Below are 12,807 nucleotides of genomic sequence, written 5' to 3'. Positions count from 1 at the left end.
ACTGCGGATAGTGGCCGGCCATGTGCCAGAAAAATTACGTGATGTCATACTGCTGTCTCTTGATTTGGGCGCGATGCAGGCCGGAGCATCAGTAAAGGGTGAGTTTGAAAAACGCTTTAAAGGGGTTATTCAGGAGGTTAATGCGGCTAAATATCCGGTGATCCTCTTTATTGATGAAGCGCATACGTTGATAGGTGCGGGTAATCAGGCCGGTGGGTTGGATATCTCTAACTTGATTAAACCGGCACTGGCACGTGGTGAGTTACGCACTATTGCAGCAACAACATGGCATGAGTACAAAAAATACATTGAGAAAGATGCCGCGCTTTCTCGCCGTTTTCAGCTGGTGAAAGTGAATGAGCCTGACATTGAGCAGGCTATTACTATCTTGCGTGGTCTGCGTGGGGTCTATGAAAAAGCACACGGCGTACTGATTGATGATGCTGCATTACAGGCTGCCGCGCAGCTCTCTGCCCGTTATATTTCCGGTCGTCAATTGCCTGATAAAGCGATTGATGTTCTCGATACTGCCTGTGCTCGGGTTGCGATTAATCTGACCACTCCCCCGCGCGTGATTAGCCATTTACAAAATAGGGTGCATCAGCGCGAATTAGAAATTGCTCAGTTGGAGCGTCAGTGTGTCATCGGATTAGGCCAGCACTCTGAGCGTTTAGATACTCTACATATAGAGCAACAGCAGGCTTGTGATGAACTGACCCAGTTGGACATCTGCTGGCAGCAACAAAAATCACAAGTACAACAAATTGTTGCGTTGCGTTTGGCGTTGTTAGATACGCTAAAACCCAATGGCAAAGCGCCACCCTATTCCATTAATAAAATAGATGATGATGCTCAGGCACAGATGCCGGTACAAGCGCAGGCGAGTGCATTGGCGTGTTTGGAAAATGAACTGGCGATGTTGCAGCAAGAGTCTGTACTGATTTCTGCGCATGTCGATACAGCGCAGATTACCGCTGTCATTGCTGAGTGGACCGGTGTCCCCTTGAACCGGATTTCACACAGTGAATTGGATGTGGTGACACGATTGCCTGAGCATCTTGGTGCTCACATCAGAGGGCAAGATATGGCTATCAACCACTTGCATCGCCATTTACTGACGGCACGTGCTGATTTACGTCGTCTCGGTCGTCCTTTGGGCACCTTTTTATTGGTTGGCCCCAGTGGTGTTGGCAAGACTGAAACGGTAGTACAGATTGCTGATCTGATGTTTGGTGGGCGGCAATATTTAACGACCATCAATATGTCTGAATATCAGGAAAAACATACCGTTTCGCGTTTAATTGGCTCACCACCAGGTTATGTCGGTTTTGGTGAAGGCGGTGTGCTAACTGAGGCCATTCGACAAAAACCGTACTCTGTAGTGCTGTTGGATGAAGTAGAGAAGGCACATCCAGATGTGTTGGATATTTTCTATCAGGTATTCGATAAAGGTGAACTGGCAGATGGAGAGGGGCGGGTTATTGATTGTAAGAATGCGCTATTTTTCCTGACCTCAAATTTGGGTTATCAAACCATTGTGGATTATGCCAATACGCCGGAGAGTTTCTTCTCTGAGAGTCTGTTAGATGCGCTGTACCCAGAACTGGCTGCATTTTTCAAACCAGCTTTGCTGGCGCGTATGGAAGTGATCCCATACCTTCCGCTAAACCACGATACATTGGTTGCAATTACCCATGATAAATTGTCCTGTATTGAAGCTCTGTTGCACAGCCGTTTTGCTGCTACTGTTCTCATTGAACCTGCGGTGTATGAGGAGATCTTACGTCGCGCCAAGCGCAGTGAAAATGGTGCTCGGATGCTTGAGTCGGTGATTGATGGTGCTTTATTGCCACCCGTGTCACTGCAACTGCTGCAACATGTCTCCGTTGGAAAGGTTATTCGGCAGATTAGCTTTCGTGTTGTTGACGGTGAGTTTGACGCTGAGGTGGTGTGCTAAATATGCAACAGGCACTCGAATTTGCGTTATCTCTGACTCAGACGCGTGATGAACCGCTGCTTTGTCGCTGGTTGTTGGATACTGTCCGGCAGGGTTGGCAGCCGCAAGGAGCATTGCTGGCAATGCTCGATGTCAGTGGGCGCATGCTCCAATGTCATGGCTGGATGGGAAAACGGACGGTGGCGTTTGCGTTGAAAGCCGACGACTTTAGTCATCCACTGGCATTTGTACTTTGTCATGATCAAGTTAGAACATGGGATTCGCTGCACAGCGGAGTGAGGATTGGGCATACGGGTTTACGCAGCATGCTGGCGGAAGCCGGTGCGCGGTGTGGTATGCATTGCCTGCCGTTACATGGGCAGAATGCAAAGCCTGTCGCGGTATTGGCGCTGTTTGATACCGCGCAGCACCTGTCAGGCTGGCAAGAACAGGGAAAACTGGCTCTATTAGCACAGGTGTTTACTGGTCAGCTGACATTGCTTAGAGATTTAGGACAGTCACGCCGTGGTGTGAGTGATTTGCAAGACTCGCTGCGTTTGATTCGTGGTGAAAATAAGCAACGCCGTCAGCAAGATGCCTGTTTAAACGATGCACTCATTGGTCAGTCTCGTGCCATTCATCAATTGCGTGAACAGATAGCACAAGCGGCGGGTCATCGTCTGAATGTCATGATTCAAGGGGAAACAGGGTCGGGAAAAGAGGTGGTTGCACGTTTACTGCATCAGTGTTCTGAGCGTGCCGATAAACCATTTGTGGCGATTAATTGTGCAGCCATTCCTGAAAACTTGATTGAAAGTGAGCTATTTGGTTATCAAAAAGGGGCATTTTCTGGTGCGTTAAATAATAAGCATGGGCTGGTGGCTCAGGCAAATGGTGGCATCTTATTTCTTGATGAGGCCGGCGACATGCCGTTGAGTATGCAGGCTAAATTATTACGCGTATTAGAAACGCGTTACTTTCGGCCATTAGGCGGAGAGAAAGAGATTTATTCTGATTTTCGCCTCATTGCTGCCACTCACCAACCTCTGATGCAGCGAGTCACTGAAGGGGTATTTCGGCAAGATTTATACCACAGGTTATGTCAGTGCATGTTGATGGTGACACCGTTGCGTGAGCGGCCAGAAGATATCAGTCTGCTCAGTGAGTATTTTATTGCCGATTTTGCTCGCCAAGAAAGGAAGACCTTTGGCCCATTGCACCGTAATTTCCTCAAACAGTTAGTGGGATATGACTTTCCGGGTAATGTGCGTGAGTTACGTAATTTACTGGAAGTGGCTTGTGCTCATACTCCATCAGGGCAAGAGGTTACGCTAAATGCATTATCACCAGAGAGTCGTCATCGAATAAGTACCGATTTGAATCAAAGCGATGATGATTTTTGCCATATTAATAATCTGCGTGAGGCATTACAGCAGTATGAAACTGCAGTAATAGAAGCACGTTTGCGTTACTTCCAAGGAAACCGCACCCGCGTTGCAGAGAGTCTGAATATCCCTAAGCGAACCTTAGACCATAAGTGTCAAAAGCTGGAGGTAAACGGATGAAGCTATGGATAGCCATTTTTTGGATGTTAAGCGGAGTGTTATTACTGATAAAACAAGCCGATGCTAAATCTGTTTTACCTACACAGTGGCAGCATTGTCGTGAACAACCCGCCCCTTTAGTTCGTCTGGCATGTTATGACGCGATAGCTGATGTACCTGCGCAAAGTGTGTTTGGCGCTCTTTCCGAACCGCATTCGGCAGCATGGCATGATATTCAGCAACAAGAAACGCAGCGTAGCGGTGACTCCCCGTTGTTTATACTTGGACATAAGCCGGATTCTGATGCGTTATTGTTGACCCGTCCAGCACTACGTGGCGCAACGCTGGCAATCAGTTGTGCCGATGTGATCACCCGAATTTGGTTACGATTAGATGCACCATGGCCAGATACTCAGGTTATCGCGCAGACCGATGATCTGCCCGCATCGAGTAACTGGTTTGTGCGCGATAAAGGCATGTTGCTGGAGTTTGGTCGTGGATTACCGGCCATTGAGGAGCTTAAGCACTGGGCAGGTCAGCAGGTATTAACGTTGCAGGCAAAAAATAAAAGGATGACTGTACGCGTAGACCTGAATGGATTAGCTGATGCACTGCGCCCTCTGCGTCAGCAGTGCCGCTGGTAGGTGATAATATGACTGATTCACATCCATGGTGTTTACGTTTATTGGCTCCGTTACCAGACGAAATGATACCGCTTCCTATCTCTGCCGATAATCCAATATGGGAAACGGTAGATACCGAGTTAGTTAAGCTCGGATCTTTGGCTCATAGTCAGGTGGATCTAAATAAAGTGGCTGATCAGTGTTTATCTTTGTTCGAGACACAGACCAAAGATATGCGGGTATTAGCACATTTGCTACGTTGTTTGCAGCACCCTGCCAACGTAGCATCGTTTACCACCGCATTGTTGCTGCTCGATTGTTGGATTCAGGCATACTGGGTGTCTGCTTGGCCAGTGAATCTGCAGCAAAAGTTACGGATATTTAACCAGATAATTAAACGGTTTGAGGGGATATTAGCGCGGGTATGTCACAGTGCATCGTCAGAACAAATAGAACACCTACTGAATTTAACCCAGCGGTTGCAGCAGCATTGGCTGGAGCTTGTGCCAAATCATGGTGTGGCGCTAGAAGCGTTGCTTGCTGGTTTGTACCACATACAACGCCATCAACAAGAACAAGCTCATGCAGATAAAGCCAACATAGATAAAGACGGCAATACTCAAACAAAACTCTCTACCCCGCAACAAAGTGCCTTTTCTGTTTCCCCTATCCCTATATCAGTCAGTTCAAATGCACAGATCATGAATAGTTCCGATGATCGGAAGTGGCGTAGTAGCCAAATGCAGATGGCCGAATTATTGATTGAGCAACAGCCTGAAAGCCCGATAGGTTATCGCCTGAGGCGTAATGCACTGTGGCAGGGTATTACTGCCCCCCCTGTAATCAGTAAAGGGAATAAAACCCCGTTATCGCCGATGTCGCCAGACCGAATTAATGAATATCAAACGGCTTTATCGCAAGCTGATCAGACATTATGGGAGCAGATAGAACAGAGCCTGACACTCTCCCCGTATTGGTTTGATGGGCATCATCTGTCAGCTCAGGTGGCGGTGAAGCTCGGTTATGGAGCTGTCGCTATCGCAATGGCTGAGGAGCTTGCCGCGTTTTTAAATCGGCTTCCGCTGTTACGTGAACTCACCTTTAGTGATGGTTCGCCTTTTTTAGGCAATGCGTGCATTCAGTGGTTACAAACCACATTAGCTTCTTCTGAAATGGCAGGAAAAAGCAATCCTATCACGGATCTGCAACGTTGTTTTCAATCTCAGGGGCTGGTCGCAGCACTGACTTTGTTAAATGACCGCTTGAGTCAACTGAAAGAACCACGAGCACGTTTTTATCATCAATTGGCGGGGGCTGATTTACTCGCAGCAGAAGGGATGCCAGCTCTGGCAGCCCAACAGTATCAAACTCTGTGGCAGGAAGCCCAGAGTTTGGGGCTGGCACAATGGGAGCCGGGTTTGGTAACACGCCTTGCTCATTATGCGACCTTGCGGTCGAACTGAGACATTCGGAGTTGAATGGTCATTTATGTTCAAAACCCTTTTAATCTTCATAAAACAGATGATGCCGCGTTTCCCTGCGCCATGGATTGCCACGGGTATTTTCTTTTGGGTGTTGATGCTGATTTTGGTGTGGTGGCAGGGGCCTGCTCTGAACATCATGCAGAACAAACCACTGGCTGGTGTGTGGGCTAGAGTTGTTTTTACATTGGTCTGGTTATGGCTGATCTTTGGCATCACCTCTTGGTGTATATGGAAAAAGGTGAAGCAGCTTAAAGCTGAACAACATATACAAGAGAGTATGGAGTCTGACCCGGTTCAGCCATTGGTGGATGCTCAACAGCAATTTTTAGACAGCTGGTTACAGGTGCTACGTGAGCATGTTGGCTCACAGGTTTTATATCGCCAACCTTGGTATCTGGTGATCGGTTTATCTGGCAGCGGTAAGAGTAGTCTTATTCATCGGGCAAATCCGGCCAATAAGTTAAACCCTCGCTTGGAAGCAGCATTGCGTGATTACGCACCCAATCTGCATGTCGACTGTTGGGTGGGAGAACAGGCAGTGATGTTAGATCCTCGTGGATATTTGTTGGATCACAGCCCTACCCGTGGTGAAAAGGAAGATAACAGCCATGAGCGGTTGTGGTTACATTTGCTTAATTGGTTAAGTCTGCATCGCCGTCGGCAGCCGCTTAATGGCGTGGTTTTGACACTGGATCTGGCTTGGTTAGCACAGGCAGGGGTTGCAGAGCGTAAAGCTTATGCTCAGTTAATGCGTGCCCGTCTACAAGAGATGAGTGTCAACATGCATACTTGTTTGCCGCTGTATATCACGCTGACTAAGTTGGATATGTTGCATGGTTTTGATGTTATCTATCAGCAGTTAGACAAAAATGCGCGCGAAGCTGTGCTCGGTATTACATTCAGCCCAGATGCGGCGTCTGGTGACTACTGGTTACAGGAGTTGGCTATATTTTGGGAGCAATGGCTGGCCCATTTGAATACGCATATGCCGACGATGATGTTAGGGGGGCTTGATGCTTCGCAGCGCAGTGCTCTGTTTTTATTTGTCAGGCAACTTGCGGGTATAAAAGATTATGTATTGGATGTACTTGGTGAGATGTTGGATGAAAAAGAGCAAAAAAGCTTCTTGATACGCGGGGTGTACACCAGTTCAGTTTATCAACAAGGTGTCCCTTTTGATGCTTTTATGCGTGCAACAACTCACCGTTACCAATTATCTGAACCGGTTTACTCTGCATTACGTGGTGAATCAAATACCTTTTTTGTGCGTCGTTTGTTTGCAGACATTATTTTTCCTGAAGCAGATTTAGCCGGTGAGAGCCGCGTATATGCATTGCAGCGGCAGCGCAGGGTGTGGGTAGGAATTAGCGGGCTTTTCTTTTGCAGTGTGTTGTTGATTGCAGGCTGGCAGCACTTCTATCACATAAATGATACGGCTGTGCGTAATGTACTGACTAAGACGCAATCGTTTACTTATGCAGAGGAAATGAGTGGCCAGCAAGAGTTTGGTTATAACCAACTACCGCGTTTGAACTTGATTCGTCAAGCCACACTCTCTTTTGGTGATTATCGTGAAAAAGTACCGTTCTTCGTCGATCTTGGTTTATATCAGGGTAATAAAATAGGGCCTTATGTTGAAAAAAATTACCTTGAACTGCTGAGTTTGCGTTTTTTACCGGCAGTGATGCAGGGCTTGCTCAATGATCTGAATCAAGCTTCGGCAGGCAGTGAGCAGAAGCTGGCTATTTTACGTGTCATGCGGATGCTCGATGACGCATCTGGCCGCAATAAGACGGTTGTTGAACAATTTATGGCGCAGCGCTGGCAACGTGCGTTTCCAGAGCAAGGGCAGGTGCAAGAGCAATTGATGCAGCATCTGGATTATGCTTTGCAGTATACAAACTGGAACCGGGCTCGCCAGCAGAAAGATTTGGCGGCTATTGCTGCTTTTATTCCCTTTCAAAAACCGATTTACAATGCCCAGCATGAGCTGAGTAAATTGCCGATGTCTCAGCGGGTATATCAAAATTTGCGGGTTAAAGCCGATGATCAACTCTCTTCAGATCTGATGATACAAGATGAAGTCGGCCCGATTTTTGATACGGTTTTCACCTTAAATCATGATGCTGCTGGGAATATTCCACGCCTGATGACGTGGTCTGGTTTGAGTGATTTCTATCTTAAGCAAGATAACGCGCTGCTTGAGTTGACGGAGATGGACAGTTGGGTACTCGGCCAGCGCCAGCAAGTGCATTTGAGTCAGGCTGATCGTGGGGAGATTATCCGTCAAGTGACTGATCGTTATGTGGCTGATTACATCAATCAGTGGCAAACGTTGCTGAGGGATGTGGATATACAACCACTGACCAGCCTTGAGCAGGCACTGAGTGTTATTTCGGCAATTATCAGTAATGACCAACCGTTTCAACGCGTGTTAACAACGCTCAATGAAAACACACAGCGTCGTCAACAGGCTGGTGAGAATAGCCAGATCTTGACAACCCACATAGAGCAGCCGTTTATAGCCAGTAATGCGGTACTGGTCGCAGCGGGTGAGCAAGAGCCATTGATTCAACAAGTTAATCAAAAAATGACCGAGTTATACCACTATCTTGATCTGATTGTGAATGCAACCGACCCCGGTCAGTCGGCGCTGAAAGCCGTACAGTTACGATTAAACAATAAGTACTCAGATCCCGTCTTTGCACTACAACAGTATGCCCGCAATCTGCCCGTGCCACTGGATCGTTGGGTCAGTCAGTTGGCGGAACAAAGTGCACAGTTGGTGGTTGATTTGGCGATCTCTTCTCTGAATCAAGCATGGTTAGATCAGGTTATTGTGCCGTTCAATACTCAGTTGGCTGATCGTTACCCGTTTGATCCCTCTTCAACCAAAGATGCACCTCTTTCTGAGATAGAGCGTTTCTTCTCTCCAAATGGCACATTAGACAGTTTTTATCAGGCCAATCTTAAACCGATGGTTGAAGGCGGATTAATGGATGCTGATTTAGGTTCGCCTATTCAGTTGGAACTGTTAAAGCAACTGGAGCGGGCAACACAGATCCGAGAGACCTTCTTTAATAGCCAAGGATCATTAGAGGTACAGTTTGCGTTAGAGCCAATTGAACTGACCGCCAATAAACGCCGTAGTGTTCTGAATCTTGATGGCCAATTGTTGGAGTATGCCCATGGGCGGCGTAATAAAATCCCCTTGATCTGGCCGAATTCGATGCGTGATGGTGCGGAGAGCAAGATTACTCTGGTGCCTGATAATCAAGAGAGATCCCCTCGTAGTGAAGGGTTTATTGGCCCTTGGGCGATGTTTCGTTTGATGCAAAACGGTGAGCTAACGCAGGTGAATGAGGCGACTTTTGATGTGCGTTTTCCGGTTGATCAAGGTGCCATGACATACCGCGTGTACGCAGATGCTAGCCATAATCCGTTTGCGGGGGGGTTATTTAGCCAATTCCGCTTACCAGAGTCACTCTATTAACTCAGGGAGAAGTGCATGTGTCCTTCAATTGTGTTGCTTGGTGATCTGGGAACCGATCATGATGGTTTTCACCCTTCTCCCGTGATAACGGCAAGTTCAGATGTCTTTCTCGATAGTAAACCACTTGCTCGGCAAGGCGATGCATTGCAGCCACATGATAAACCCGGTAGCCCGCCGCATCCACGCAGCATCTCTGGAGGTATTGATTCGGTGCTGGTTAACGGCAAACCGATTGCCGTGACCGGAAGTGCTGTTGGTTGTGGTGGTGTGATGATTGGTAGCAGCAGTGGCAAGGCAGGGTAATGTTAAAAATGATAATCCAGCAAAATAACCAGATCTTAAGGTGAAGATGGATGGCAGAGAGTACGGGATTACAGTTTACCGTGAAGGTGGGGATTTTACCTGATTCGACCTTTGCAGTAGCCACGTTCGATTTGGATGAAACATTGAGCGAGCCTTTTACCTTAAGTTTGGCATTGGCCAGTTTACAGCCAGATATCGATTTTGGTGCTGTATTGGATCAGCCCTGTGAGCTTTTGGTGTGGTTTGAGGGCGTTTTGCAGCGGCGGATTAACGGTGTTGTGAGCCAGTTTGTACAAGGGGAAACAGGTTTTCGTCGGACCCGTTATCGTATGGAAGTAAGGCCGATGTTATGGAGATTGAGCCTGCATCACAATGCTCGAATTTTTCAGGCGCTGCAGCCACAAGAGATTATCAGTATTTTATTGCAAGAAGCGGGGATCACCGAATATGCATTTGCGTTGAGAAATGTGCATGCTCAGCGAGAATATTGTGTGCAGTATCGAGAGACAGATCTGGCTTTTATCAGCCGATTAGCTGCTGAAGAGGGCATGTTCTATTTCCACGAGTTTGAGCAGAGCAAGCACCGCGTTGTGTTTGCTGATGATACCGCAGCCTTATTCCGTGGCCCGGATCTGTTTTTTAATCCTACGAATCAGGGGATGCAGCGGGGAGCCTATATCCGGCAGTTTCGCTATCAAGAAGCCATTCGGTCGGCGGATGTGGTGCTGAAGGACTACTGTTTTAAGACGCCTGATTATGCACTCATGCATAAAAATCAGACAACAGAATTGGCACACCAGCAGATGGGCTATCAGTATTTTGATTATCCGGGCCGTTTTAAACAGGATATCAGTGGTAAAGCTTTTACTGGGTATCGTCTTGATGCATTACGTGTTGATGCGGTGATGGGGCAAGGCACATCGAACGCGGCAGAACTCAGGCCAGGTTTGTATTTTTCCTTATCAGAGCACCCGAATAATAACGTCAATATTAACTGGCAAATAGTACGGGTTCATCACCATGGAGAGCAACCACAGGCGCTGGAGGAAGAAGGGGGAGCTAGTGCTACCGTTTACTACAACAGTTTTGAATCGGTGAAAAAAAGCACAGTTTGGCGTTTGCTCGCACCGCATAAACCACAGATTGATGGCCCACAGATGGCTACTGTTGTTGGTCCTCAGGGGGAGGAGATTTACTGTGATGAGTATGGTCGGGTCAAACTGCAATTTCCGTGGGATAGATACGGTACGAGTAACGCGCAAAGCTCTTGTTGGGTACGAGTATCACAAGGTTGGGCGGGTGGGCAGTATGGCATGATAGCTATTCCGCGTATTGGCCATGAAGTGATTGTCTCTTTTTTAGATGGTGACCCCGATCAGCCCATTGTGACAGGGCGGACTTATCATGCCACTCAGCGCTCGCCGTATGCGCTGCCTGTGCATAAAACGCGTACTGTGCTGCGCACCGAGACTTATCAGGGGGAAGGCTTTAATGAATTGCATTTTGAAGATAATGCCGGGCAGGAAGAGATCTACATCCATGGCCAAAAAGATCTGAATGTGCTGATAGAAAACGATACTACGTGGTGTCTCAAACACGATGAACATTGTGATATCGACCATCAGCGCATAACACATATTAATGCTAATGATTACTTGACGATTGAGGGGGGAAAACGTGAGCACATCAACGCTGATCTTTCTCTGACCGTTGATGGTTCAATACATCAGAAAATGGGGCAATCGTTACGGGTAAATGCAGGGCAAGAGGTGCACATTCACGTAGGGGACAAGATCGTACTCGAGGCGAGTAGTGAGGTCACTTTTAAGGCGAGTGGTAGCTTTATCAACGTTGACCCAAGTGGCGTTCGGTTAGTTGGTCCTGAAATCAAACTCAATGCTGGAGGAAGCTCTGGTTCGGGGGTGGATTGGGCAGGAAGGATGCCAAAATACCCCAAAGACGTTGGCGCAGAAAAAGAGCATAGCTCGGTTGAACAGACCAAAACCATTCCGCCTGAAAAGACAATAGAAGCCTTGGTTAAAGAAAGAACGTCTAATGTAGATTATCAACCATCAGCTTGATAAGTTGTTTCAATATTAGCACATCCCTATCAGATTTAACGGCAGTGGTATTTATCTCAATAGAAAAGAGGATGGTATTCAAGCTATACAGCTTATGTCCTCGCTGCGGGTAAGATTGTGACTGATTGGATGGGGAGGTGTAGTTGCATACTTTAAAAGTAATGGTCATGGTGTGCGTAATGAGTGAAACTAAGTATTCTGATTTAGTTATTACCTACCTCTATCAACATCATGGATAACCACTAATGGATTACGAAACACTCGATAAAATAGCAGATGCTTATATTCCAAGCTTAGCTGTATTATTTTGCTTAGGATTACTCTGGCAACTATGTAAAAAACAGAGTAAATCACAGCTATTCAAAGCACTCTTATTTTGTCTGGGGATGTTGGTGTTTTCGTATGGTCTGATGTTTTTGGATAATGCGCTATTGATATGGCCAGCGCTGGGATTGGATTACAGTACCCATACCTCGGTTTCATTTTCGCTGGCCATTTCAGTAGGTGTACTTATGCGCCCTTTACGTAAATTGATGATGGGGCTGTTTGCCAGTTATTTAGCTCTGATGTGGTACCAGCAGTATCATACTGTTGCTGATATGGTAACTACATTGATTCCGGTGATGGCGTTTGCATATTTTTTATTCAGAGTATTGCTTGCCACTCCGCAGATTATCAATGGGGATTAAAATAAATATCAATAAAATAAAAGATATTCTAATTAAGAAATAATAAGTTAATTCATTCTCTGATAATCATCAGGTATTAATGAGCTTGGCAATCAACCAAGCTCTGTACTTTTACCGCAATGCGGCTGGTAAAGTGATCACCCACAATTCACTGAGTGACTCAGGTTTTTTTAACGGCTGTAAAGCCAGTGTTGTTGCTACTGGATTACCCTTAAAACTGAGTTTTCCTTGCTGATCCACTTGGTAGTCGGTGATCTTCTTTGCTTTCGGATCTGCGTTAATCAATGTGGGTTGTAGGCCGAAATCATTGTCATTGAGTATGGCAATACGTTGATTATCAATCAGCGCCAGACCTTCCACTTTTTCGTGTTGCCAGCCAAGTTTACGCAGGTCGGCAATCTCACGTTTTTGTGCCAGTGTTACACCGCGTTTAGCCAGTGCTTCAGCATCATCAAATTCAGGCGGGGTACCGTTATTATCAAATGGCGTTAAATCACTGGCTTGAGTAAGGTCGACAAGATAAATTTTATTGATCATTTGCTTATCTTTATCACTGCCTTGTTCCACCAGTAAAATATGCTGGTTATCGATAGCGACAATATCGCCAATCTTGGCATCTTTGGCTTTTTTATAACTCGCTATATCAATAGGATA

The 12,807-nt window shown here is 46.6% G+C and carries 9 protein-coding genes; 8 read left to right on the top strand and 1 reads right to left on the bottom strand.

The window, feature by feature from the left end; genetic code table 11:
* The 8 genes from tssH to ACRC27_RS08600 form a co-directional block, all read left to right on the top strand.
* A partial coding sequence (gene tssH, locus ACRC27_RS08635) for a type VI secretion system ATPase TssH (RefSeq protein ID WP_438639695.1) occupies positions 1-1,957 on the top strand: 1,957 nt, incomplete at its 5' end.
* A 2-nt stretch (positions 1,958-1,959) separates the two neighbouring features.
* Entirely contained in the window at positions 1,960-3,501 is a 1,542-nt protein-coding gene (locus tag ACRC27_RS08630; protein ID WP_438631293.1) for a sigma-54 interaction domain-containing protein, read from the top strand.
* Entirely contained in the window at positions 3,498-4,124 is a 627-nt protein-coding gene (vasI, locus tag ACRC27_RS08625; RefSeq protein ID WP_438639694.1) for a type VI secretion system-associated protein VasI, read from the top strand. The genes ACRC27_RS08630 and vasI overlap by 4 nt, the downstream gene beginning before the upstream one ends.
* Positions 4,125-4,132: 8 nt before the next feature.
* Positions 4,133-5,566 carry a type VI secretion system protein TssA gene (gene tssA, locus ACRC27_RS08620; RefSeq protein ID WP_438639693.1) on the top strand — a complete coding sequence of 478 codons (1,434 nt, stop codon included), beginning with the start codon at positions 4,133-4,135 and terminating at the stop codon, positions 5,564-5,566.
* Between the two features lie 25 nt (positions 5,567-5,591).
* On the top strand, positions 5,592-9,080 hold the full coding sequence (gene tssM, locus ACRC27_RS08615) for a type VI secretion system membrane subunit TssM (RefSeq protein ID WP_438639692.1): 3,489 nt from the start codon (positions 5,592-5,594) through the stop codon (positions 9,078-9,080).
* 15 nt (positions 9,081-9,095) lie between these two features.
* The gene (locus ACRC27_RS08610; RefSeq protein ID WP_438639691.1) at positions 9,096-9,383 is read left to right on the top strand and encodes a type VI secretion system PAAR protein; all 288 of its coding nucleotides are present in this window, start codon (positions 9,096-9,098) and stop codon (positions 9,381-9,383) included.
* Between the two features lie 50 nt (positions 9,384-9,433).
* On the top strand, positions 9,434-11,464 hold the full coding sequence (locus ACRC27_RS08605) for a type VI secretion system Vgr family protein (protein WP_438639690.1): 2,031 nt from the start codon (positions 9,434-9,436) through the stop codon (positions 11,462-11,464).
* A 245-nt stretch (positions 11,465-11,709) separates the two neighbouring features.
* Complete coding sequence (locus ACRC27_RS08600; protein ID WP_438639689.1) at positions 11,710-12,153, top strand: hypothetical protein; 444 nt, start codon at positions 11,710-11,712, stop codon at positions 12,151-12,153.
* Between the two features lie 111 nt (positions 12,154-12,264).
* Here the strand turns inward: ACRC27_RS08600 and ACRC27_RS08595 are convergent.
* Positions 12,265-12,807 (bottom strand): esterase-like activity of phytase family protein (locus ACRC27_RS08595; RefSeq protein ID WP_438639688.1); only part of this gene is annotated, 543 nt, incomplete at its 5' end.

It is taken from the genome of Plesiomonas sp., from assembly GCF_051650925.1.
Lineage (GTDB): Bacteria > Pseudomonadota > Gammaproteobacteria > Enterobacterales > CAMTGL01 > Plesiomonas.
Note: the sequence above shows the minus strand (reverse complement) of the source record. Positions and strands in the feature narration are given on the sequence as shown.

Coding starts and splice junctions, on each gene's coding strand:
- ACRC27_RS08630 (WP_438631293.1), top strand. CDS start 1,960: ATGCAACAGGCACTCGAATTTGCGTTATCTCTGACTCAGACGCGTGAT.
- vasI (WP_438639694.1), top strand. CDS start 3,498: ATGAAGCTATGGATAGCCATTTTTTGGATGTTAAGCGGAGTGTTATTA.
- tssA (WP_438639693.1), top strand. CDS start 4,133: ATGACTGATTCACATCCATGGTGTTTACGTTTATTGGCTCCGTTACCA.
- tssM (WP_438639692.1), top strand. CDS start 5,592: ATGTTCAAAACCCTTTTAATCTTCATAAAACAGATGATGCCGCGTTTC.
- ACRC27_RS08610 (WP_438639691.1), top strand. CDS start 9,096: ATGTGTCCTTCAATTGTGTTGCTTGGTGATCTGGGAACCGATCATGAT.
- ACRC27_RS08605 (WP_438639690.1), top strand. CDS start 9,434: ATGGCAGAGAGTACGGGATTACAGTTTACCGTGAAGGTGGGGATTTTA.
- ACRC27_RS08600 (WP_438639689.1), top strand. CDS start 11,710: ATGGATTACGAAACACTCGATAAAATAGCAGATGCTTATATTCCAAGC.